This window comes from Kineosporiaceae bacterium (assembly GCA_016713225.1).
Classification (GTDB): domain Bacteria; phylum Actinomycetota; class Actinomycetes; order Actinomycetales; family Kineosporiaceae; genus JADJPO01.
In genome coordinates this window covers 261840-283895 of the sequence record JADJPO010000004.1, presented here as the reverse complement: position 1 = coordinate 283895, position 22056 = coordinate 261840, and the positions used below count along the sequence as shown (strand labels likewise).

The 22056-nt window shown below is 71.1% G+C and carries 21 protein-coding genes and 1 pseudogene; 16 read left to right on the top strand and 6 right to left on the bottom strand.

Translation table 11 applies throughout. From position 1 onward, the window contains the following. Positions 1–13: 13 nt before the first annotated feature. Together IPK24_17830 and IPK24_17825 are read left to right on the top strand one after the other, a co-directional pair. Positions 14–1693, top strand: coding sequence for a GGDEF domain-containing protein (locus IPK24_17830; protein MBK8077374.1), 1680 nt, complete (start codon positions 14–16; stop codon positions 1691–1693). Between the two features lie 86 nt (positions 1694–1779). Next, positions 1780–2838, top strand: a complete 1059-nt coding sequence (locus tag IPK24_17825; GenBank protein ID MBK8077373.1) for an RDD family protein — start codon at positions 1780–1782, stop codon at positions 2836–2838. A 14-nt stretch (positions 2839–2852) separates the two neighbouring features. On the opposite strand, the gene IPK24_17820 is transcribed toward IPK24_17825, so the two are convergent. Next, positions 2853–3716, bottom strand: coding sequence for a hypothetical protein (locus IPK24_17820; GenBank protein ID MBK8077372.1), 864 nt, complete (start codon positions 3714–3716; stop codon positions 2853–2855). A gap of 91 nt (positions 3717–3807) precedes the next feature. On the opposite strand from IPK24_17820, the gene IPK24_17815 reads away from it, so the two are divergent. Both IPK24_17815 and IPK24_17810 read left to right on the top strand, forming a co-directional pair. Further along, a complete protein-coding gene (locus IPK24_17815; protein MBK8077371.1) occupies positions 3808–7053 on the top strand; it encodes a cobalamin-dependent protein in 3246 nt (1081 codons plus the stop codon). A 10-nt stretch (positions 7054–7063) separates the two neighbouring features. After that, the gene (locus tag IPK24_17810; GenBank protein MBK8077370.1) at positions 7064–7570 is read left to right on the top strand and encodes a MarR family transcriptional regulator; all 507 of its coding nucleotides are present in this window, start codon (positions 7064–7066) and stop codon (positions 7568–7570) included. Positions 7571–7652: 82 nt separating this feature from the next. Here the strand turns inward: IPK24_17810 and IPK24_17805 are convergent, their stop codons facing one another. From IPK24_17805 to IPK24_17795, 3 genes are read right to left on the bottom strand one after another with little or no spacing between them, the layout of a single operon-like run. Further along, positions 7653–8261 (bottom strand): isochorismatase family protein, encoded by a 609-nt coding sequence (locus IPK24_17805; protein ID MBK8077369.1) that lies wholly within the window; start codon positions 8259–8261, stop codon positions 7653–7655. A 9-nt stretch (positions 8262–8270) separates the two neighbouring features. After that, positions 8271–9566, bottom strand: coding sequence for a nicotinate phosphoribosyltransferase (locus IPK24_17800; protein MBK8077368.1), 1296 nt, complete (start codon positions 9564–9566; stop codon positions 8271–8273). Next, a complete protein-coding gene (locus tag IPK24_17795; GenBank protein MBK8077367.1) occupies positions 9563–9988 on the bottom strand; it encodes a transcriptional repressor in 426 nt (141 codons plus the stop codon). The genes IPK24_17800 and IPK24_17795 overlap by 4 nt, the downstream gene beginning before the upstream one ends. 176 nt (positions 9989–10164) lie before the next feature. On the opposite strand from IPK24_17795, the gene IPK24_17790 reads away from it, so the two are divergent. The 3 genes from IPK24_17790 to IPK24_17780 are packed head-to-tail and all read left to right on the top strand — an operon-like array spanning position 10165 to position 12222. Beyond that, complete coding sequence (locus IPK24_17790) at positions 10165–10437, top strand: hypothetical protein (protein MBK8077366.1); 273 nt, start codon at positions 10165–10167, stop codon at positions 10435–10437. 4 nt (positions 10438–10441) lie between these two features. Next, positions 10442–11461, top strand: a complete 1020-nt coding sequence (locus tag IPK24_17785; GenBank protein ID MBK8077365.1) for a permease — start codon at positions 10442–10444, stop codon at positions 11459–11461. After that, positions 11458–12222 (top strand): TIGR03943 family protein, encoded by a 765-nt coding sequence (locus tag IPK24_17780; protein MBK8077364.1) that lies wholly within the window; start codon positions 11458–11460, stop codon positions 12220–12222. Before IPK24_17785 ends, IPK24_17780 begins: the two co-directional genes overlap by 4 nt. Positions 12223–12253: 31 nt before the next feature. On the opposite strand, the gene IPK24_17775 is transcribed toward IPK24_17780, so the two are convergent. After that, the gene (locus tag IPK24_17775; GenBank protein MBK8077363.1) at positions 12254–12940 is read right to left on the bottom strand and encodes a helix-turn-helix transcriptional regulator; all 687 of its coding nucleotides are present in this window, start codon (positions 12938–12940) and stop codon (positions 12254–12256) included. Positions 12941–13071: 131 nt separating this feature from the next. On the opposite strand from IPK24_17775, the gene IPK24_17770 reads away from it, so the two are divergent. Beyond that, complete coding sequence (locus IPK24_17770; protein ID MBK8077362.1) at positions 13072–13914, top strand: class I SAM-dependent methyltransferase; 843 nt, start codon at positions 13072–13074, stop codon at positions 13912–13914. A 14-nt stretch (positions 13915–13928) separates the two neighbouring features. Here IPK24_17770 and IPK24_17765 read toward each other — a convergent pair whose 3' ends face one another. Beyond that, the gene (locus IPK24_17765) at positions 13929–15950 is read right to left on the bottom strand and encodes a hypothetical protein (protein MBK8077361.1); all 2022 of its coding nucleotides are present in this window, start codon (positions 15948–15950) and stop codon (positions 13929–13931) included. Between the two features lie 321 nt (positions 15951–16271). Here IPK24_17765 and clpS point away from each other — a divergent pair, with 321 nt between their 5' ends. The 8 genes and pseudogenes from clpS to IPK24_17725 all read left to right on the top strand — a co-directional run bounded on the left by clpS (position 16272) and on the right by IPK24_17725 (position 22055). Further along, positions 16272–16562, top strand: a complete 291-nt coding sequence (gene clpS, locus IPK24_17760) for an ATP-dependent Clp protease adapter ClpS (GenBank protein ID MBK8077360.1) — start codon at positions 16272–16274, stop codon at positions 16560–16562. Then, on the top strand, positions 16562–17197 hold the full coding sequence (locus IPK24_17755; protein ID MBK8077359.1) for a DUF2017 family protein: 636 nt from the start codon (positions 16562–16564) through the stop codon (positions 17195–17197). Before clpS ends, IPK24_17755 begins: the two co-directional genes overlap by 1 nt. Positions 17198–17305: 108 nt before the next feature. After that, entirely contained in the window at positions 17306–18373 is a 1068-nt protein-coding gene (locus tag IPK24_17750) for an ABC transporter ATP-binding protein (protein ID MBK8077358.1), read from the top strand. Positions 18374–18447: 74 nt separating this feature from the next. Further along, entirely contained in the window at positions 18448–19656 is a 1209-nt protein-coding gene (locus tag IPK24_17745) for an ABC transporter substrate-binding protein (protein ID MBK8077357.1), read from the top strand. 99 nt (positions 19657–19755) lie between these two features. Beyond that, a pseudogene (locus IPK24_17740) lies at positions 19756–20551 on the top strand (ABC transporter permease). After that, positions 20548–20862, top strand: coding sequence for a hypothetical protein (locus IPK24_17735; protein ID MBK8077356.1), 315 nt, complete (start codon positions 20548–20550; stop codon positions 20860–20862). Before IPK24_17740 ends, IPK24_17735 begins: the two are co-directional and overlap by 4 nt. 163 nt (positions 20863–21025) lie before the next feature. Beyond that, entirely contained in the window at positions 21026–21250 is a 225-nt protein-coding gene (locus IPK24_17730; GenBank protein MBK8077355.1) for a hypothetical protein, read from the top strand. Continuing rightward, positions 21225–22055 carry a glutamate racemase gene (locus tag IPK24_17725; protein ID MBK8077354.1) on the top strand — a complete coding sequence of 277 codons (831 nt, stop codon included), beginning with the start codon at positions 21225–21227 and terminating at the stop codon, positions 22053–22055. The genes IPK24_17730 and IPK24_17725 overlap by 26 nt, the downstream gene beginning before the upstream one ends. Position 22056 lies beyond the last annotated feature (1 nt).

The window sequence follows — 22056 nt, the reverse complement described above, 5'->3', positions numbered from 1 at the left end:
GCACTCTGAGTACATGAACTCGGGGAGGGCCGGCGCGACGACACCTGTCGAGCACCTGCCCCTGCAGCTGGTTCAGGGTGGCAAATTGCGCCTTGACCTGCTGGAACGCCGCCTGGCGCAGGTCGAGTCGCTGCTCGGAGCGGTGCCGCACGACTGCGACGAGGCCACCGCGCGCGTCTGGCTCGCCGACGCCGAGCGGCTGCTGCCCGTGGCGGGCGATTTCGACCGGGCGCGACTGCTGCAGGCCTGCGCCGTCGTCCGCGATCAGCTGGCCCGCGGGGGCCGGCCCAGCGCCCGCCAGGCCTTCCGGGACGACGCCGACGCCGCCGCGCTCTACGAACAACTGGGTGAGAGTGCGCACGCCGCCACCTGCTACGTCACGGCGGCGATCTCGGCGCTGCGCTCGGAGGAGGTCTCCGAGGCGCTCGACTTGGCGGTGCGCGGTCTGGTGGCCTTCGAGTCGCTCTCTCCGTCGACGCAGGACGGCGACCGCGCGGCCGAGGCGCGGATGGCCGGCACGCTGGCGTTGCTGTGTTGCCAGTTCTTCGACCACGAACGGGCGTTGCGGTTCGCCGAGATCGCGCTGAACCAGACCACCCAGGGGCAGCGCCGCTGGACGGCGTCCGCACGCCTGATGGCCCAGGTCGCCCTGGTGCGGGCTCGCGAGCTCGCTGCGGACGACGCGGCGCGCCGGGACCAGCTGTTGGACACCGCCGATGAGTTGGGCCGCGCGCTGGCCTCGGGCGAACGGGGGCCGGTCGCCCTGGTGGTCGGCCCGCGCCTGGTGGCCGAGGTGCTGTGTGAGCGCGATCAGCCCCGGACGGCGTGGGGTGAGCTGGAGCGCGCCGAGGCAGCTGCGCGAGGGCCGGTGCGCGCCCGCCCCACGCGGCGCGACCTGGCCGAGCTGCAGCTCGCCCGAGGGCGTTGCCTGCTCATGCTCGACCAGCCTCACGAGGCCCTCGTCGAGTTGGACGGCGCGTTGGACGGGCTGCACCCCGACCGCGACCTGGTGGAACACCTGCATGCCCTCGAGCTGCGCTCGGCTGCCCGGGAACGCGCCGGGAACACCGCCGGGGCGCTGTCGGACATGCGCAGCCTGAGCACGCTGGTCTGGCTGCGTCACCGACGCCAGATCGGTGGGTTCATGGACCAGATCTGGGGCCGCGCCGGGGTCGAGGGCCGCCGCCGTGACCTCGAGGCGCGCGAGGAGATCCTGATCCGCACCGCCGAGCAGGATCCGCTCACCGGCCTGGCCAATCGCCGTGGGGTGGAACGGTTCTGCGCGGCCATGGCGCCGGCGGAGTCGGTGTGTCTGGTCATGGTCGACATCGATCACTTCAAGATGGTCAACGACCGGTTCGGCCACGCCGTGGGGGACGCCACGTTGCGCGAGGTGGCGCACGTCCTGAGTTCGTCGGTGCGCGCGGTCGACCGGGTGGCGCGCTGGGGTGGGGAGGAGTTCCTGCTGGCCCTGCCCACCAGTTCGGTCGAATTCGGCGCCGAGGTGGCCACCCGGGTGCGCCGCCGCGCCCAGGAACATCACTGGGGTCATCTGGCCGACGGGCTCGGTCTGACCCTGAGTGCAGGGGTCGCCTGCGGGCCGGCCGGTGACCTCATGTCCGTGCTGCACCGTGCGGACGCCGCGCTGTATTCCGCCAAGCGGACGGGACGTAATCGGGTGGTGACCGGCTGACGATCTCTCGCCACGGGACGGCGCGACGCGAGGCCGCTTCGTCGCAGAGTGAGGGAACGACGGCCGAGATGGTGCACTCTTGGGGCATGACTTCGTCGCAGCCACCCGGTTGGTACCCCGACGCGACCATGCCCGGGCATGAGCGCTGGTGGGATGGTGCCGCCTGGAGCCCCGTCACCCGGCCCTCGTCCACGGCGGCACCCGAGCCGGCGCCGTACCAGAGCACGACAGATCCGAATCAGGGGTCTCTGGCTCAGGGTTCCGGCGATGCCGGTCAGGGGTATGGCGGCCAGGGGTATGCGACCTCGGGGCAGGACGCCGGGTCCACCGGGTACGGCTCCCCGGCTCAGAACCCGGACCAGAACCCTGCCCCGAACTACGGCACGCCCACCTCGGACTACGGCAACCAGGGCTACGGGCAACCCGCCCAGCCCACGCCGCAGGCTCCGTGGGGTGCTCCGCAGGAGCCGGCCGTGGGCCAGGCCCCGTGGGGGGCTCCGCAGGACCCGGCCGCCGGCCAGGCCCCCTGGGGCGCCCCGCAGGACCCGGCGCCGTCGCCTTACCCGGGGTACTCCCAGCCGGCCGGAACGCCCTACCCGCCGCAGTACGGTGCCTATCCGCCGCCCGCCAACCAGGGATACGCCGCAGCCGCCCCGTATGGATACCCCGGTGCGCCGTCGGGCACCGTGTATGCCTCGCGTGGTCTGCGCCTGGTGGCCCGGATCGTGGACGGCATCCTGACCGGCGCCGTCACCTTGGCCCTGGCATGGCCGATCCTGCAGCCCATCTTCAAGGCGGCCAGCGACGCGACGACTGCCGGGCAGACCGTGTCGGTGACCGCCGAGACCTTCAAGATCACCCTGATCGGACTGGTGGTCAGCGGGATCTACGAGGTCACCCTGCTCGGCCTGAAGGGCGCCACGCTCGGCAAGATGCTGGTGGGAGTGCGGGTTCAGCCGATCGCCGGAGGCAAGCTCAGTTGGGGCCAGGCGGCCCTGCGCTGGGCCGGCGCCGGGGTTCCCTCGGCCATCCCGACCATCGGTGGCCTCTACGGCCTGCTCAATGTGCTGTGGTGTCTGTGGGACAGCAAGCGCCAGTGCCTGCACGACAAGCTGCCCAAGACCGTGGTGGTCCCCAGCCGCTGAACGAACGGGGCCGGTCAGTCCTCGGGCCCGATCAGCCCGTGCCGCACCCACTGCGCGACCATCGCGGCCACGTCGTCCACCTGCACCGCAGTGCAGAACCCGCGCGCGACCGCGGCATCCGCCTCGCTCATCCGGCGCAACGCCGAGGTGAGCGGGGCGGAGTCGGGTTCGGCCAGGATCGCCGCGAGCGCCGGCGACTCGGCGCCGTTCAGGGCGGCCCGGACGGCGCAGAGCACGTTCAGGACGCCGTAACGGCGCCCGCCCGACGGTGAGGCCGCGGCGTCCGGCGTGATCACCGGCAGGTCGGCGCCGCCCAGGCGGAACGCCAGGTCGTGGTCGATCACCGCGCGCAGCAGTCGGGCGGCCTCGATCGGGCTCGCGTCGTCCAGCAGCAGGGTCAGGCTCTCGGCGCCGTCCCCGGCCAGCACCCGCACCACGTCGGCCCACCCCGAGGCGGGGCTGAGCTCGATCCAGGCCGGCACGGTGAAGTCCAACGCGGCCAACAGGTGTGCGGCCGCCAGCGCGCCCACCTGGGGCAGGGGTAGGCGCACGCCGACCAGCTCGACGCGGTCGTCCTCGGCCAGCAGGTCACGGGCGGCGCGCACCTGCTGCCGGTCACGCCCGGCCAGCAACACCGGCAGCGCGTGGTCTCGGGAGATCAGGTCTTCGGTGGCGCGCTCGGTGTTCGACGCCTCGACGAGCAGGCACCCCACGGTCTCGCCGTACCAGGCGGCGCGGTGGTCGCGATGGGCGCCCAGGGGGCCGGCATCGTCGAAGAGCGCCTCGACCAGTTCGGCGACCACGGGGCCGGTGCCGGCGTCGGTGCTCGACCCGGGCAGATCGTGCAAGGGCTCGCTCGGGCTGGTCGGGCTGGTCATGTCGCGACCCTATCCGGAGGTGATCGGCCGAGGCCTGGTCTCTTTCTCGGAAGTCATATAGTTTGAAGTCATAGCTTCTTGAGAGGTGGCCATGACCGACCGCAGTCCCGACCCGCAGGTGTCCCAGCTCCACGTACCCAAGTACCCGGTGCGCGTCGTCACGGCGGCCAGCCTGTTCGACGGCCACGACGCCGCCATCAACGTGATGCGCCGCATCATGCAGGCCCAGGGGTGCGAGGTGATCCACCTGGGGCACGATCGTTCGGTGGCCGAGGTGGTCGACGCCGCGATCAGCGAGGACGTGCAGGCGGTGGCGATCAGCTCGTACCAGGGCGGCCACGTGGAGTACTTCGGCTACCTGGTCGATTCGCTGCGCGAGCGTGGCGCCGGGCACGTGCGGGTCTACGGCGGTGGCGGCGGGGTGATCGTCCCGGACGAGATCGCCCTGCTGGCCGAGCGAGGGGTGCGGATCTTCTCACCTCAGGACGGCCAGCGGCTGGGTCTGCCCGGAATGATCAATCTCATCGTGCGCGAGTGCGACGTCGACCTGGCCGACCTGCCCCCCGCCCACGGGGATGCCGGGGCACTCGCCCGCCGCATCACCCGCATCGAAGCCGGTCGTGAGGTGAACCAGCCCGCCACCGAGCACCCGGTGCCGGTGCTCGGCATCACCGGCACCGGCGGGTCGGGTAAGAGCTCGCTGACCGACGAACTGGTCCGGCGGCTGCGCACCGACTACGACGACACCCTGCGGGTCGTCGTCCTGGCGGTCGATCCGACGCGTCGCCGCGGTGGCGGGGCGCTGCTCGGCGACCGGATCCGGATGACCTCGCTGGCGCCCGAGCGCACCTTCTTCCGCTCGCTGGCCACCCGCGGGGCGATCGGCGAACTGCCCGATCACCTGGCCCGGGTGATCGCTGCCTGCCGGGCGATGAGCGACCTGGTGATCGTCGAAACTCCCGGGATCGGGCAGGGGGACGCCGCGATCGCCGACCTGGCCGACATCTCGCTCTATGTGATGACCCCCGAGTTCGGCGCCGCCTCGCAGCTCGAGAAGATCGAGATGCTGGACGTCGCCGACGCGGTGGCGGTCAACAAGGTCGAACGCTCGATGTCACGCACCGGTGAGGACGCCCGCCGTGATGTCGCCCGCCAGCTCGTGCGCAATCGTGAGGCGTTCGGCCTCGACTGGCAGGACATGCCGGTGTTCGGCACCAGCGCGGCCCGGTTCGGCGACGACGGGGTGAGCGCGCTGTATCGATTCCTGCGGGACTCCCTGGTGGCCAAGGGGTTACCGGCCTCACCGGGGCGGCTCGAGCTGCCATCGGTCGAGCTGCGACAGTCGACCGGCGCACGCCCGGTGGTGCCGCCGTCCCGGGTGCGTTATCTGGCCGAGGTGGCCGGATCCGTGCGGGCGCACCACCACCGCACCCTCGAGCTGGCCACCGCCGTGCGCCGTCGGCAACACCTGATCACGGCGCTGAGCGAGTTGGCGGCCTCGGGGGCCGACACCAGTGCGATCGAGACGCTGGTGCGCCAGGCCGAGGCGGCGTTGGACGACGACACCCGGCAGGCGCTGGCCGCCTGGCCCGAGGTGGTGGAGCAGTACCGCGGCGACGAGCTGGTCTACACGGTGCGTGGGCAGCAGGTGCGCACCCCGCTGCGGCGCACCACCTTGTCGGACACCTCGGTTCCCCGGGTGGCGCTGCCCCGAACCCAGGACGACGGTGAGCTGGTCTCGTTCTGGCGCAGCGAGAACCTGCCGGGCCATTTCCCCTATACCGCAGGGGTTTTCCCGCTCAAGCGCGACGCCGAGGCGCCGACCCGGATGTTCGCCGGTGAGGGCGACGCGTTCCGCACCAACCGGCGGTTCCACCTGCTCTCGGCCGGGCAGCAGGCCACGCGACTGTCGACCGCGTTCGACTCGGTGACCCTGTACGGGCGTGACCCCGACCCGCGGCCGGACATCTACGGCAAGGTCGGCACCTCCGGGGTGTCGATCGCCACCGTCGACGACATCCGTGAGCTGTACCGGGGTTTCGATCTGTGTTCGCCGACCACGTCGGTGTCGATGACCATCAACGGGCCGGCGCCGACCATCCTGGCCATGTTCTTCAACGCCGCGATCGAGGCCGCCGTCGACGTCTTCGCCGCGCACGAGGGTCGGCCACCGACGCCGGCCGAACGTGCCGGTCTGCAGGCGAGCACCCTGGCCCGGGTCCGCGGCACGGTGCAGGCCGACATCCTCAAGGAGGACCAGGGGCAGAACACCTGCATCTTCTCGACCGAGTTCGCGTTGCGCTGCATGGCCGACATGCAGGAGTACTTCGTGGCCCACCGGATCCGCAACTTCTACTCGGTGTCGGTGAGCGGCTATCACATCGCCGAGGCCGGGGCGAACCCCATCAGTCAACTGGCCTTCACCCTGGCCAACGGCTTCACCTACGTCGAGAGCTACCTGGCGCGCGGCATGGCGATCGACGACTTCGCGCCCAACCTGTCGTTCTTCTTCAGCAACGGTATGGACGCCGAGTACACCGTGCTCGGCCGCGTGGCCCGGCGGATCTGGGCGATCGCGATGCGCGAGCGCTACGGCGCGAGCGAGCGTTCGCAGATGCTCAAGTACCACGTCCAGACCTCGGGTCGTTCGCTGCATGCCCAGGAGATGGACTTCAACGACATCCGCACCACGCTGCAGGCGTTGTGTGCCATCTACGACAACGCGAACTCGTTGCACACCAATGCCTATGACGAGGCTGTCACCACGCCGACGGAGCACTCGGTGCGTCGGGCACTGGCGATTCAGATGATCATCGATGCCGAGTGGGGCCTGGCCGGGTGTGAGAACCCGTTGCAGGGTTCCTATGTGGTCTCCGAACTCACCGATCTGGTCGAGGAGGCGGTGCTGCGCGAATTCGAGCGGATCGCCGAACGCGGCGGGGTGCTGGGCGCGATGGAGAGCGGCTATCAGCGCGGGCGGATCCAGGACGAGTCGCTGCGCTACGAACATCGCAAGCACGACGGCTCGCTGCCCATCGTCGGGGTGAACACCTTCCTCGCCCCCACCGAGCAGGATGCGGACCCCACCGCCGCGGCCGGCCCGCTGGCCCTGGCCCGAGGAACCGAAGGCGAGAAGCAGTCCCAATTGCAGCGATTGGCCGACTTCCACACCCGCCATGCCGCTGACGCGCCGGCCGCTCTGGAGCAGTTGAAGCACGTCGCGGCGTCCGGCGGGAACGTCTTCGCCGAACTGATGGAGACGGTTCGGGTGTGCTCACTCGGCCAGATCACCCAGGCGTTCTTCGAGGTCGGCGGCCAGTACCGCCGCAACGTCTGAGCCGCGCGCCATGGCCGACAAACCCCTTCCGTTCGACCCGGTGTGCGAGGCCCGCGAGCACTGGGAACGCTCGGGCTGGGCTGCGGCGGCACCGGGCATGGCGGCGGTCACCTCGATCATGCGGGCGCAGCAGATCCTGCTCGCCCGGATCGAGGAGGTGCTGCGCCCGCACGGGTTGAGCTTCGCGCGCTACGAGGTGCTGATGTTGCTGAGCTTCGCCCGCACCGGGGCGCTGCCGTTGTCGCGGTTGGGCGAGCGGCTGCAGGTGCATCCCGCCAGCGTCACCAACCTGGTCGATCGTCTGGCGGCCGCCGGTCTGGTGCTGCGCGTGCCGCATCCGCGCGATCGCCGCGCCACCCTGGCCGAGTTGACGCCGGCGGGGCGTGACCTTGCTCGAGCCGCCACCGCCGACCTGAATGTCACGGTCTTCGCGGCCCCCGGTCTCGACTCGGACGGCGTCACGCGGCTGGTCCATCTGCTCACCGACCTGCGCCGCGACGCCGGCGACTTCGCCTGACCCGGCGCCACCCCACTGCGCAAACCCTCCGCAAATCCGTGCACAAAACGTGCACGGATTGCATGATCACGGGGTTTCGGGGTCAGCCGAGTACCGGCTCGCCGAGCAACTCGATGCCGGCCTCGGCCAGCTGCTCCAGGGCCGCGGCGGTGGTCTGGGGGGCCACGCCGGCGGTCAGATCGAGCAGCACCCGGGTGGTCAGGTCGGCGGCGGCGGCGTCCAGCGCGGTGGCCCGCACGCAGTGATCGGTGGCGATGCCCACCACGTCGACCTCGGTGATCTGCCGTTCGCGCAACCACTCGCGCAGGCCGACCCGCTCACCCGAGGGGGCGTCCGTGGCGCCCTCGAACCCCGAGTAGGCGGCGGCGTGCTCGCCCTTGGTGAACCAGGCGTCGATCAGGCCGTCGCCGATCACGTCGTCCAGAGCGGGGTGGCTGGCCGCGCCGTCCGTCGCGGCGACGCAGTGGGCCGGCCAGGTGTCGACGAAGTCCGGCCCCGGGGGAGTGGTGGCGAAGTGGGCGCCCGGGTCGACGTGCCAGTCCTGGGTCGCGACCACGGCGGCATACGCATCCCGCTGAGCGCGCAGGAAGACCGCGATCTGCTCGGCCACCCCCGCCCCGCCGGTGACGGCCAGCGAGCCGCCCTCGCAGAAGTCGTTCTGCACGTCGACGATGATCAGCGCACGGGCCATGGGGTCTCCTCAGGGTTCGAGAATGGTCGGGATGACAGGTTCACCCCGCGAGAGCTGGCGGGCGGTGGCGGGCAACTCGGCCAGTGACGCCGCGTGCCGGGCGCGGGCGGCGTCCAGGGGCTCGGCCCCGATGCTCTCGCCCCGATCGATCAGCGGCACCAGCAACGGGCGATCGGCGCCGTCGTCCGGGGTGTCGGCCGGCAGATGATCGATGCCGACCACCTCGGCCTGGGCCACTCCGTGCGAGCGGCGGCGCATCGCCCACTTGCGTCCGCCGATGCTGGTCTTGTCCAGGCTGCGCTTGGCCACCGAGACCATGCCGCCGTCGGCGCCCTCACGGGCCACCAGCTTGTAGACCAGCCCTGCGGTGGGGGCGCCCGAGCCGGTGACCAGCGAGGTGCCCACGCCGTAGGAGTCCACCGGTGCGGCGGCCAGCGCCGCGATGGCGTACTCGTCGAGATCGCTGGTCACGACGATCTTGGTCGTGCGCGCGCCCAGGGCATCGAGTTGAGCGCGTACCGCGTAGGCCTGGTCGAGCAGGTCGCCCGAGTCGAGCCGGACGGCGCCCAGCGCGGCCCCGGCCACCTCCACCGCTGTCCGCACCCCCTGCTCGACGTCGTAGGTGTCGACCAACAGCGTGGTCTCGGCGCCGAGGCAGGCCACCTGGGCGGCGAAGGCCGACGTCTCGTCGTCGTGCAGCAGCGTGAAGGCGTGGGCGGCGGTGCCGATCGTGGGGATGGCGTAGCGGCGTCCGGCCTCGAGGTTCGAGGTGCCCGCGAACCCGACCAGGTAGGACGCCCGCGCCGCGGCCACGGCGGCCTCCTCGTGGGTGCGGCGCGAGCCCATCTCGAGACAGGGCCGTCCGTGCGCGGCGACCACCATGCGGCTGGCCGCGGCAGCGATCGCGCTGTCGTGGTTGAGGATCGAGAGCACGAGGGTCTCGAGCACCACGGCCTCGGCGAAGCTGCCCTCGACCCCGAAGATCGGTGAGCCCGGAACGAAGGTCTCGCCCTCGCCGTAGCCCCAGGCGCTGCCGGCGAATCGATAGTCGGCCAGCCAGCGCAGTGTCGGCGGGTCGACCACCGACTCCAGTGCCGTGAGCTCGGTGTCGGTGAACCGGAAGTCCTCGATCGCCTGCAGCAGGCGTCCGGTGCCGGCGACCACGCCGTAGCGGCGCCCGTCCGGCAGCCGGCGGGCGAACACCTCGAACACGCAACGGCGGTCGGCCGCGCCGCTGCGCAGGGCGGCCTCGACCATGGTCAGCTCGTAGCGGTCGGTGAGCAGACCGGTAGATGCGCGTCTCACCGGGCCAATGTAGGGGTGGCGGTGCAGTCGGGGCAGACCCCGAAGATCTCGATCAGGTGACTCGCGTCGGTGAAGCCGTGCTCGACGGCGATCCGGTCGGCTGCACGTTCGATACCCCGGGGGGCGATCTCCACGGTGCGGCCGCAGCTGCGGCACACCAGGTGATGGTGATGACGCGCCGACCGGCAGCGTCGGTAGGCGACCTCTCCACCCGAGTCACGCAGGCTGTCGACGGCTCCGTCGGCGGCCAGTAGCTGGAGCGAGCGGTACACCGTGGTCAAGCCGATCTGCTCGCCGCGGCCGCGCAGGAGCTCGTGTACCTGCTGCGCGGTGCGGAATCCCTCGATCTCCTCGAGGATGCCCGCGACCGCCGCTCGTTGCCGGGTGGTGCGCACAGCCGGTCGGGCTCCCGAGATGACCATGCTGTCTCCTCCTCTCCTCGTGCGCCGGGACGTGTCTGCAGGATCGTATCCGGTCCCGCTCCCATCAAATCGACAATGATTATGAATTTCAATAAGATGCGGCCATCGCTCGACCGCCCGCTGCTGCGTCCACCCATCCGGTGACTCGACCCCGCGGCGGAACACCACTTCGGAGGATGACCTTGACCCCGGCGTGGGCCGACCACCTTGCGGTGGTCACGGCGGGGACGGTCCGCCAGGGTGCGCCCGCCGTCCTGCTCGGCGATACGCGGCTGCTGGCACAGGCCAGGTTGCGTCGTCCGTGGGTGCTGTCGGTGCTCGATCGACTCGTCGCGGTCGGCAGGGAGGCTCCCGGGGCTCACGCCCGCACCGAGGCCGAGATCGTGGAGTTGGTCGGACGACGCGCCCGCACAGATCCACCGGGCCGGGCACCGGGTACCCCACGATGACGGCATGACGCAGTCCACGCGTGCCCCCGCGCTGCCGGGAACACCGGCAGCCACCCGGCACCGGGCGTCGCGACAGGGGCGACTGGCCGGCTGGGCCGCTGTGGCCGTCCTGCTGGTCGCCGTCGTGGCTCGCGAGGACCTGAACGCGTGGGTGTCGAGCCACCCACGCATGAGTGCCTGGTCGACCGTGTTCGTCTCGGTGAGCCTGCAGTCGCTGCCGTTCCTGGTGCTCGGGGTCGGCCTGAGCGCCGCCATCGCTGCCGCGTTGCCGCTGAGCAAGCTGCTCGCGGTGCTCCCGCGCCGGCAGGCCGTGGCCGTGCCGGTGGCCGGTCTGGCCGGGGTCGTGCTGCCCGGGTGCGAGTGTGCCTCGGTTCCTGTCGCCGGCGGGCTGATCGCCAAGGGTGCCCCCGTTGCCCCGGCCCTGGCCTTTCTCCTGGCGGCCCCGGCGATCAATCCGATCGTGCTGGTGTCGACGTCGGTCGCGTTCCCGGGGCGCCCCGAGATGGTTCTGGCGAGGTTCACGGCCTCGCTGGTGGCCGCGGTGGCCATGGGGTGGTTCTGGCTGAGACGCGGCCGTACCGAGTGGTTGCGCATGCCGCGTCGGCCGCACGGTGAGGGCACCCCGCCCCGGGAGGTGTTCTTCGAGACGATGCGCCACGATCTGTTGCATGCAGGGGGGTTCTTGGTCCTCGGAGGCATGCTCGCCGCCACGGTGAACGTCCTGTTGCCCACCTCGGCGGTGCTCGCCCTGCAGGACCGGCCGTGGTTGGCCGTCCTCGTGTTGGCCGCGCTCGCCGTCCTGGTGGCCATCTGCTCGGAGGCCGATGCGTTCGTCGCCGCCTCGTTCACCCAGTTCTCCCCGACGGCCCAACTCGCCTTCATGACGGTCGGTCCCATGGTGGACGTCAAGCTCGTCTCGATGCAGGTCGGCACGTTCGGACGCCGGTTCGCCGTCCGCTTCGCCCCGGCGACCTTCGTCACCGCGGTCGCCGCCAGCGTCGTGGTGGGAGTGGTGCTGCTGTGACCCCGCTCAGTGGCCGGATCCTGTTGCTGGCGTTGGGTTCGTTCGTCCTGGCCACGGTGGCCAGCGGCCGGTACGTCAATTACGTGCGCCCCGGGATGCGGGTGGTGCTGCTGGCCACCGGGGTGGTCCTGCTCCTGCTCGCGGTGCACGGCGCGCTGACCGACTGGCGCCGACGGGACCGGGCTCGGATCATGGCCGCGTCGCCGTCGCCCGAGCCGGACCCTGACGGCCATCATGCGCACGACGGGATGCCGAGGGTGTCCTGGTTGCTCGCGGTCCCGGCGGTGTTCTTCGCGCTGCTGGCACCGCCGTCGCTCGGGGCGTTCTCGGCCGCCCGCGCCGTGGACGCGGCCGTGGTGACCGACCAGGTCGAGGTCATTCCTGCCGACTCGGGGTGGCAACCCCTGCCGGCCGCTCCCGTGGTGGCGCTGCCGGTGTCGGAGTACGTCGCGCGGGCGTTGTGGGATCCGAACCAGACCTTGGCCGGTCGGCGGGTGCGGCTGGTCGGGTTCGTGACCGTGGACGAGGGCGGCCGCTGGTTCGTGACCCGGATGTCCATCCAATGCTGCGCCGGCGACGCCTCGGCCTGGCGGGTGGCGATCCTGACCTCCACGCCACCACCCGCCGTCGATACCTGGGTCGAGGTCGAAGGCACCTGGGTCGCCACCGAGCTGCCCGTGAGTGACGAGATCGAGGCGCCCGCCCAGCTGCGCGCCGTCTCGGTGCGTGAGGTCGTGGCCCCGGAGAACCCCTACGAATGATCGTCGATGGTCGCTGCGGCCGCGTTGTCCGTCAGCGGGCCACCGCCGGTCGGGGTACCGCCGCCGTGCTCGACAACTTCAGCCACTGCGGGAATGCCCGTCGGGCCTGCGCCTCGCCGTGTAGCGCCAGAGCGCCCGAACGCACCGCCTGCTGCCAGGAGCTGTCCCCGCGCCAGACCTCGGTGAGGGCGCGCAGCGTCGACTCGACCGTCACCCGGACGTCGAACCCGGGGTCGACATCGCACACGTCGACCTCGTCGCCGGTGATCACGATCCACCAATCCCGTTGCCCGGCAGGGATATCGGTGAAATGGAAGCGCAGCACGGTGCGCCCGGGAGGCACCACCTCGGTGTGCACGCTGCGATGGATGTCCCACATCAGCAGGTGCGGGTCGAGGTCGGCCTCGCCGAGCTCACCGACCCAGCGCACCCCCCAGGCGCCGAGTGCCTGCACGATCGGCTCGAGTTCGCGACCGGCCTCGGTCAGCCGGTAACTCACCTTCGGGCCGTCCACCCACCGTTCGACCACCCCGGCGCGGACCAGGGTCTGCAGCCGTTTGGACAGCAGCGTGGGCGACATCCGCGGAACGCCGCGCCGCAGGTCGTTGAAATGGCGGCTGCCCATCATCAGCTCGCGGACGACGAGCATCGTCCAGCGTTCGTCGAGCAACTCCATCGCCTTGGCCACGGGGCAGAACTGGCCGTATCCACCGGGCATGCGCCTCACCCCACAGGTACAGATCCGGTATCGGGTCAGTACAGAGCCTGCACTGGGGCCGCGGCCGGCGCCAGCGCGAAAGTCGAGACAGGCCGCGAGAGGCGGCGAGTCCACCCGACAGGAGAGACACCATGAGCACCACCACCAACATCGCGTCCAGTGCTCCGATGACGCTGAAGCAGCGCCAGCGTGCCATGTGGGCACTCGGCGACTACCCGGCCGTGGCCGAGCAGGTCATCCCCGCCCTGGGGCATCGTCTGGTGCAGGCGTGCGGCGTCGTCCCGGACCAGCGGGTGCTGGACGTGGCTGCAGGCTCAGGAAACGCCGCGGTTCCGGCGGCCGAGGTCGGGGCACGTGTCGTGGCAAGTGACCTGACCCCCGAGCTGTTCGACGCAGGACGCCGGCTCGCCGCCGCCCGAGGGGTCGACGTCGACTGGCGCGAGGCGGACGCCGAAGCGCTGCCCTTCGGCGAGGCCGAGTTCGACGTCGTGATGTCGTGTGTCGGAGTGATGTTCACTCCCGACCACCAGGCCAGTGCCGACGAGTTGGTGCGCGTGGCCCGGCCGGGCGGTGTCGTGGGGCTGATCAACTGGACCCCACAGGGTTTCATCGGGCGAATGTTGGCGGCCGTCAAGCCGTTCCTGCCCGCGCCACCCGCGAACGCGCGGCCGGCTCCCTTGTGGGGCGACCCGGACCACGTCCGGGGACTGTTCGGTGATCGGGTCGCCCGGTTCTCGGCCACCCGCGCCTCGCTGCGGGTCGACCGGTTCGAGGCGCCCGAGGACTTCCGCGACTTCTTCGCCGCCCGGTACGGCCCGATCGTGGCGGCCCGGCGGGGCCTGGCCGACGATCCGGCTCGGCTGGCCGAGCTGGACGAGGCCCTGATCGAGTTGGCCCGCACGAGCGATGTCGGCGACGGCGGACCCCTGGTCATGGACTGGGAGTACCTGCTGGTCACCGCCCATCGGGTCTGAGCTCATCAGAACGCTCAGAAGGGTGGGTGTTCGCTCTCGGTCCGGATGGTCCTGCCGGTGGGGGTGACCCATTGGGTGATGGGTAGTCCGGTGCCGGGGTCGATCAGGGTCGGGGTGAACCCTCGTTCCCGGAGTCGGTGGTGGTGCTTGCAGAGTGGGTGCAGGTTGCACTCGCAGGTCGGTCCACCGTCGCTGTGCGGGGTCCGGTGGTCGACCTCGCAGGTCACCGCCCGGCGTCGGCAGCCGGGGAACGTGCAGCACTGCTCCCGGGCTTGGACGAGTTCGCGCAGGAGTCCGGTGGCGGTGCGGACCAGGGTGTGGGGTGCCTTGCCGATGCCGAGGATGGTGCCGTGGGTGGGTGAGCCGGGGGTGTCGTCGGTGATGAGGCACCGCCAGGTGGCGGTGACCCCCATGCGGTGGAGTCCGGCGAGCAGTTCGCGGATGGCGTCGGCGGTGAGTGGTCCGTAGTCGTTGGCTTCGCCGATGCCGTCGCCGCCGAGGACGGCGGACAGGGGCACGGTGATGTGGACGCGGGGTCCGGGTAGGGATGCGAGGGCGTCGGGTGTGAAGGGTTGGGGTGGTCGGCAGCCGGGTGGGCCGGTGCCGGTGTGGATGTCGGGGGTGTCGTCGTGGGCCTCGGCCTCGGCGCCGGACGGGGATGCGGCGTCTGCCTGCGTCTCGGCGTTTGCGTCGGGCTGGGCCTTCGCCTCGGCCTGGGCCTTCGCCTGGGCGTCATCGTCGGCGGCTGCGTCGGCGGGGGACTCGGTCTGCGGCTCTGGCTCTGGCTGGGTTGCAGGTTCGGTGGATGCGCTCCCGGTGCCAGCGCCGGTGCCGGTGTGGGTGCCGGTGATGAGGTCGGTGATGATGTCGGCGCGGATGGCGGCGGTGGGTCGGGGCTGGTCGGGGTCGTCGCCGGCGGAGGCGTGGGCGAGCAGGGTCATCTGGATGGCTTCGATGTCGGCGACGGAGGCGGTCAACGTCATCCGCCCGGTCCCCGGGCCGGCGGTGCGGAACGCGACCCGGCGGCGTTCGATGTTGTCGGCGATCTGTTCGGCCAGGTCCCGTGGGTCAGCCTTCGCGACGATGCGGTCGAGCCAGGCCGCGAGTTGACCGTAGGTCAGGGCGACCACCTTGACCAGCAGCTGCGGCTCCAGCCGCCCCAGCACCTCGCCGGGTAGGTGGCGGGTCTTGGCCTGGACCAGGCGGGCGGTGTCGATGTCGACCTCCCCGGTGGCCAGCAGGTGCCACAGCCCGGGCAGGCGGGACGGTAGTTCGCGCAGGGTGTCCACCCGGGCGGCGAGGGTGGACTCGGCGAGGACGCAGGTGGTGGCGGTTTCGGCGATGGCGGCGCGGTAGCCCAGGTCGTGGTCGGGGAAGACGGGTTGCGCGTTCACCGGGCTGGCCTGCTCGTCGGCGGCGCCGTTCTCCCACCGGGTGACGAGTTCTTCGGCAGCGACGGTGGCGGCGAGTTTCGCCCAGGTGGCCACCCGGCACCCCGCGGCGGCCAGGTCGGCGACGGTGCGGTCGGGCAGATCGGCCAGGCACCCCAACTCGACGCCGGCATCCGGGTCGGGGGTCGACAGGGCGGCCAGGTCACCGACCGCGGTCTGTACCGCTGCCGCCAGGCGGGCACCACCGTCACCGGCCAGGGCCGCGACCAACCCCTCCGGGCCTGGCTCACCGACGGCGCTCACCCTCCGCCCAGCCCCCCCTCGCCCCCCCCGCCCCCCAACGATCGCCGGCGATCGCTCCTCGTCCGATGCGGTCTGGTCCTCTGGTGCGTTCCCGGCAGGCAGTGTGGTCAGGGCCGCCACCGGCACCAGCCCGGCCAGGTGGGTACACCGGTCGGTGAGACGGGCGATCCGTCGGGTGGCCCAGTCCTGTTCCTCACTCAACCGGTTCACGCGTCGCTCCAGGCGACCACACGCCGTCCGCAGCTCACCGTCCCGCGCCCGCAACAGGGCGCACTCCGCGCGCAGCGCAGCGACCTCGTCGGGATCACCCGACTCGGCGAAGCAGGCCTCCATCACGGACATGGACCTAGTCTAATCGAACATATGTACGAATACAAGAGGGGATCGGTAGGTTCGCGTCCAATGCCCGGCCTGATTGCCGAGGTCCCCATTCGTGCATCCAGGCCCGAATCTCGCGGGGCAGGGCGAGGCGAGCCCACTGACGCCCCCGCCCCCCCCCCCGGGGGGGGGGCCCCCCCCCCCCCCCCCCCCCCCCCCCCCGGCCCGCGGGGTGGCCACAGGGCTGGCGTGCCCCACGTCGGTTGTGGCGGGCCTCGAGTGATCGCGCCGGCAGGGCAGGCCTGCGCGCAAGCGTCCCCCCGCGCTCGTTCTACAGTGGACCGCGTGAGTGTGGCCCCGGTCGAGGTCGAACGACCCGAGACCGACGAGTCGGTCGAGGTCGATCCGGGCTGGGTCACGCTGGTGTGGAACGACCCGGTGAACCTGATGTCCTACGTCACCCACGTCTTCCAGACCTACTTCGGCTACCCGAAGGCCAAGGCCACCCGGCTGATGATGGACGTTCACACCAAGGGGAAGGCCGCCGTCAGCCACGGCACCCGCGACGAGATGGAGCGCGACACCCAGGCCATGCACGAGTACGGCCTGTGGGCCACCTTCTCCAAGGACACCTGATGTCACACCCGGCCGATGCACCGTTCGAGCCCGCCGATCGGCCGGGTGCGGTGCAGGTGCACCTGGACGCCGCCTCGCGCCGTCTGGTGGCCGAGGTGATGGACGACGTGGTGCGGCTGCTCGACCCGACCGAGCCGGACGGCGTCCGCGAACCGGGGGGCGGCGGTTCGTCCGGCGACCTGGACTGGCTGCGGCTCGAGGCCGAGCTGCAGGTCGACCCACCCGCCGACCCGGCGGTCGCCCGATTGCTGCCGGACGGCCACCGCGACGATCCCGAGCTGGCCCAGAGCTATCGCCGACTCACCGAGCACACCCTGCGCGAACGCAAGCAGACCGGGTTGGGTCGGGCCGCCCTCGCGCTGCGGCGCGAGGCGCCGGTGGTGCTCGAGCCGGACGAGGCGAACGATCTGCTCAAGGCGCTGACCGACGTCCGGTTGGTCTTGGCCGACCGGATCGGTCTGCGCACCGACGAGGACGCCGAGGCGCTGCACGCGCACGTCGCCCTGCTGCAGGTGCGCGCCGAGGTGGCCGGCCTGGCGGCGTTGCCCGAGCCCGAGCAGCACTGGCTGTCGCTCAGCGCCCTCTACGAGGAGCTCACCTGGTGGCAGGAGGCCCTGATCGCGGCGCTGCGCTGAACGCCGAAGATCGGATCGTCCGGGCGGGTCGTAACCGAATCGTTCCTTGTCGAGGTCGGCATCACCCCGTGTACCTTGCGGCGATACCCCCGGCCCAGGGAGACGTGAGTGAGCGAGAGCAAGCAGGCTTCGGTCAGCCTGCGCGGCCTGCGCAAGGAGTTCGCCGGTCGCGGCGCCGGGCGCGCTCTCGACCGGGTGGTCGCGGTCGACGGCATCGACCTCGACATCGCCGATGGCGAGTTCGTCACCCTGCTGGGGCCGTCCGGGTCGGGCAAGACCACCGTGCTGCGCATGATCGCCGGCTTCGAACAGCCCAGTGCCGGCAGCATCCACCTGCGCGGGCGCGACGTCACCGCGCTGGCGCCGTTCGAACGCGACGTCAACACCGTGTTCCAGGACTATGCGCTGTTCCCGCACCTCAACGTGCTACGCAACGTCGAGTACGGGCTCATGGTGAAGAAGGTGCCGGCCGCGCAGGCCCGTGAGCGGGCGCTGGCGGCGCTGGCCGCCGTCCGGTTGGAGGGGCTCGAGAAGCGCTCGCCGGCGCAGCTGTCCGGGGGGCAACGGCAGCGGGTGGCGCTCGCCCGGGCGCTGGTCAACCGACCCACCGTGCTGCTGCTCGACGAGCCGCTGGGGGCCTTGGACCTCAAGCTGCGCGAGCAGATGCAGATCGAGCTCAAGGCGATCCAGCGCGAGGTCGGGATCACCTTCGTCTTCGTCACCCACGATCAGGAGGAGGCCCTGACCATGTCGGACCGGATCGTGGTCTTCGACCGCGGCCGGATCGAGCAGGTCGGCACTCCCGGCGAGGTCTACGAGCGCCCGGCGAGTGAGTTCGTGGCCTCGTTCGTGGGCACCTCGAACCTGCTGCACCCCGACGCCGCCAGAGCTGCTGGCGAGCGGGGCACCTTCACCATCCGGCCCGAGAAGCTGCGCCTGCTCGAGGACGGCGAGCTCGCTCGCGAGGGTGAGACCAGTGCCCCGGCCACGGTGCGAGAAGCGGTGTACGCCGGTGCGATCACCCGGGTGCTGGTGCGCCTGGACGCCGGGGAGGACCTCGTCGTCCAGCAGCAGAACCAGCGCACCGGGTCGGACGGCGTCAGCGCGCTGCGTGGTCGCGCCGTCCGCTTGGCCTGGAACCGGTCGGACGCCGTCCGGATCCCGGCGCGTTCCTGACCCCCGTAACCGACCCCGATCCATCCGAACCCGATCCATCCGACCCCGCTTCACCCGAACCGAGGAGAACAACGATGCGACGTCGCCCCTTCGCGCTGGTCGCGAGCCTGTCCGTGGCAGTGCTGGCCCTGGCCGGCTGCGGTGGTTCGGACGGCTCGACCACTGCCACCTCCGGTGCCGCGAACGGCAGCGCCCAGCCGGCGCCGCCCAAGGTGGAGCAGTTGGCTGCGCTCGGCACGGGTGAGGGCGCGCTGAACCTCATCGCCTGGGCCGGGTACGCCGAGGACGGCACCAACGACCCCAAGGTCGACTGGGTGCACCCGTTCGAGAAGTCCACCGGGTGCAAGGTCAACGTCAAGGTGGGCAACACCTCCGACGAGATGGTCACCCTGATGAAGTCGGGCCAGTACGACGGCGTCTCGGCCTCGGGTGATGCCACGCTGCGCCTGATCTACGGCGGGGACGTCGCGCCGGTGAACACCGCGCTGGTGCCGGCCTACGCCGACATCTCCCCGTTCCTGAAGGACCGGCCGTGGAACTCGGTGAACGGCACCATGTACGGCATCCCGCACGGCTGGGGCGCCAACGTGCTGCTCTACAACACCGACGTGGTGAAGACCCCGCCCACCTCGTGGGGCGCGGTGTTCGATGCCAACTCGCCGTACAAGGGCAAGGTGTCGGCCTACGACTCGCCGATCTACATCGCCGACGCGGCGCTCTACCTGAAGGCCACCAAGCCCGAACTGAAGATCACGAATCCCTATGAGCTGGACGACGCCCAGTTCACCGCCGCGGTCGACCTGCTGAAGACCCAGCGCGGCATTGTCGGGGAGTACTGGTCGGACTACACCAAGGCGACCAGCTCGATCGAGTCCGGCAACACCGTGCTGACCACCTCGTGGCAGGTGATCGCCAACCTGGTCACCGCCAACAAGAAGGTGAAGATCGCCGCCTCGGTGCCGAGTGAGGGGGCCACCGGCTGGTCGGACACCTGGATGGTCTCGGCCAAGGCCGCCCACCCGAACTGCATGTACCAGTGGATGAACTGGATCGCCGGCCCGACGGCAAACGCCCAGGTGGCCGAATGGTTCGGTGAGGCGCCGGCCAACCAGAAGGCGTGTGACCAGACCGCCGACAAGGCCCACTGCGCCACCTACCACGCCACCGACGCGGCCTACGCCGACAAGATCGCGTACTGGACCACCCCGGTGAAGGCCTGTGGCGACGCCCCCCTCTGCAGGACTCCCCAGTGGACCCAGGCCTGGACGCCAGGGCTGACGTGACCCAGCACCCCAGCAGGCCCAGCACGTGTCAGCCGCCGCCCGAGTGTCCGCCGTCCTGCACCGGCGCGGCTGCGGCTGGCGGGCTTGCTGTCGGTGCCCATGCTCTGGCTGGTGGTGGTCTATCTCGGCTCGCTCGCGGTCATGTTCGTCACCGCGTTCTGGCGCCTGGACACCAGCGGCTTCGCCGCCGTCCTGGATCGCTCGTTCTCGCTGGCGAACTTCGTCGAGTTGGTCCGGACGCCGGTCTACCGGGTGGTGGCGCTGCGCACGCTGGGGATCGCGGTGGCGGTCACGGTCATCGATGCCCTGATCGCGCTGCCGATGGCGTTCTACATCGCCAAGCTGGCCGGGGTTCGGGCCCGCCGGTTGCTGTTGGCGCTGGTCATCACGCCACTGTGGGCCAGCTATCTGGTCAAGGCCTACGCCTGGCGCACGATGCTGGCCCAGGACGGCGTCCTGAACTGGATGCTGCATCCGCTCGGCGGCCACGGGCCGGGGTTCGGCGTGGTGGCCACCACCATGACGCTGGCCTACCTGTGGTTGCCGTACATGGTGCTGCCGGTGGTGACCGGGTTGGAACGGATCCCGGGCTCTGCTCGAGGCATCCTCCGACCTGGGGGCGCAGGCCGGCAGAACCCTGCGCTCGGTGGTGCTGCCCTTGCTGTTCCCCTCGATCGTGGCGGGGTCGATCTTCACCTTCTCGCTCACCCTGGGCGACTACATCACCGTCAAGATCGTGGGCGGCAGCACCCAGATGATCGCCAACGTGATCTACGACAACATCGGGGTGGCCGGCAACCTGCCGTTCGCGGCTGCGACCGCCATGTTCCCGGTGGCCGCCGTCCTGCTCTATCTCGCCCTGGTCCGTCGCACTGGCGCCCTGGAGAACCTGTGATCTTCTCGTCCAGGGCGCGATCCCTGGTGCTGGCGGCCACCGTGGCCGGACTCGCGGTGATCTACTTGCCGCTGCTCGTCGTCCTGATCAATGCCTTCAATCCCTCGAAGGTCTTCGGTTGGCCGCCACGCGGTCTCACGCTGCAGTGGTGGTCGCGGGCCGCGGCCAACGAGGGCGTGCGGGCCCCCCGCCCGGCGCCCGGCCTTGGTGCTGGGAACCATGGCCGCCCCCGTACTCGTGGTTCGGGCCCGGGACGGTCCACCGCTGGTGGTGCTGCCGACGCGTTGCCCGGCATCGTGACCGGCCGCTGAACTCGGCGTTCGCCGCGGGGGCATCCCGCTGGGCTTCCCTGACGGTCGGGGGCCCTACAACAACGGCGGCCCGGCTGCGGCGTACCGGTACCACCCTCGAGGAGGCGTCCGCCGACCTGGGCGCGAACCTGCTGCAGACCTTCGTCCCTCGCCGCTCCCTGGGTTGAGCTTCGACGAGATCGTGGTCACCCAGTTCACGATCAGCGCCGGGCTGCAGACCCTGCCGGTGTGGATCTTCTCGAACCTGTTCCGCCCGAACCAGGCGCCGGTGGTCAACGTCGTGGCCGCCGTCCTGGTGCCCGCCGGTCTACCTGGCCACGCCCGCGAACCCCGCTGTTGTGAGCCGCACCGGTGCAGCGCCCATTACGCTCGTCCCCGTGCAGGCTGATCGCGCCGATGCCCCGATCGGCATCCTCGACTCGGGGGTGGGTGGGCTCACCGTGGCGCGCGCCGTCCTGGACCAGTTGCCGCACGAGGGGGTGCTCTACGTCGGCGACACCGCCCACGGTCCCTACGGGCCACTGCCGATCGCCCAGGTGAGAGCCCATGCCCTCGATGTGATGGACCACCTGGTCGAGGTCGGGGTCAAGATGCTGGTGATCGCCTGCAACTCGGCCAGCGCGGCCACCCTGCGCGATGCCCGCGAGCGGTACGCCGTGCCGGTGATCGAGGTGATCGCGCCGGCGGTACGCCGCGCGGTGGCAGCCAGCCGCAGCGGGGCGGTGGGCGTGATCGGCACCCGGGCCACCATCACCAGCCGGGCCTACGAGGACGCCTTCGCCGCCGCGCCGCACCTGCAGTTGACCACGCGGGCCTGCCCGCGGTTCGTCGAGTTCGTCGAGGCTGGAGTGACCGCGGGGGAGGAGCTGCTGGCGGTGGCACACGAGTACCTCGATCCGGTACGTGAGGCCGGGGTCGACACCCTGGTGTTGGGCTGTACCCATTACCCGCTGCTCACCGGCGTGATCTCCTATGTCATGGGCAATGACGTCACGCTCGTCTCCAGTGCAGAGGAGACCGCCAAGGACGTCTACCGCACGCTGATGGCCGAAGGCCTCGCACGGGACGTCGCAGCGCCCGAACCGGTGCACCGCTTCCTGGCAACCGGCCCGGCGGAACCCTTCGCCCGGCTGGCACGGCGCTTTCTCGGGCCGGAGGTGGCGGTGGTCGAGCAGGTGGGGGTGTTCGCGTGAG

Excerpts from the sequence above, each read along its gene's own strand:
- IPK24_17805 (MBK8077369.1), bottom strand. The coding sequence starts at position 8,261 with ATGGCCCGTGCGCTGATCATCGTCGACGTGCAGAACGACTTCTGCGAG.
- IPK24_17755 (MBK8077359.1), top strand. The coding sequence starts at position 16,562 with ATGTCACACCCGGCCGATGCACCGTTCGAGCCCGCCGATCGGCCGGGT.
- IPK24_17785 (MBK8077365.1), top strand. The coding sequence starts at position 10,442 with ATGACGCAGTCCACGCGTGCCCCCGCGCTGCCGGGAACACCGGCAGCC.
- IPK24_17820 (MBK8077372.1), bottom strand. The coding sequence starts at position 3,716 with ATGACCAGCCCGACCAGCCCGAGCGAGCCCTTGCACGATCTGCCCGGG.
- IPK24_17810 (MBK8077370.1), top strand. The coding sequence starts at position 7,064 with ATGGCCGACAAACCCCTTCCGTTCGACCCGGTGTGCGAGGCCCGCGAG.
- IPK24_17830 (MBK8077374.1), top strand. The coding sequence starts at position 14 with ATGAACTCGGGGAGGGCCGGCGCGACGACACCTGTCGAGCACCTGCCC.
- IPK24_17770 (MBK8077362.1), top strand. The coding sequence starts at position 13,072 with ATGAGCACCACCACCAACATCGCGTCCAGTGCTCCGATGACGCTGAAG.
- IPK24_17825 (MBK8077373.1), top strand. The coding sequence starts at position 1,780 with ATGACTTCGTCGCAGCCACCCGGTTGGTACCCCGACGCGACCATGCCC.
- IPK24_17765 (MBK8077361.1), bottom strand. The coding sequence starts at position 15,950 with ATGTCCGTGATGGAGGCCTGCTTCGCCGAGTCGGGTGATCCCGACGAG.
- IPK24_17775 (MBK8077363.1), bottom strand. The coding sequence starts at position 12,940 with ATGCCCGGTGGATACGGCCAGTTCTGCCCCGTGGCCAAGGCGATGGAG.
- IPK24_17815 (MBK8077371.1), top strand. The coding sequence starts at position 3,808 with ATGACCGACCGCAGTCCCGACCCGCAGGTGTCCCAGCTCCACGTACCC.
- IPK24_17790 (MBK8077366.1), top strand. The coding sequence starts at position 10,165 with ATGACCTTGACCCCGGCGTGGGCCGACCACCTTGCGGTGGTCACGGCG.
- IPK24_17795 (MBK8077367.1), bottom strand. The coding sequence starts at position 9,988 with ATGGTCATCTCGGGAGCCCGACCGGCTGTGCGCACCACCCGGCAACGA.
- IPK24_17745 (MBK8077357.1), top strand. The coding sequence starts at position 18,448 with ATGCGACGTCGCCCCTTCGCGCTGGTCGCGAGCCTGTCCGTGGCAGTG.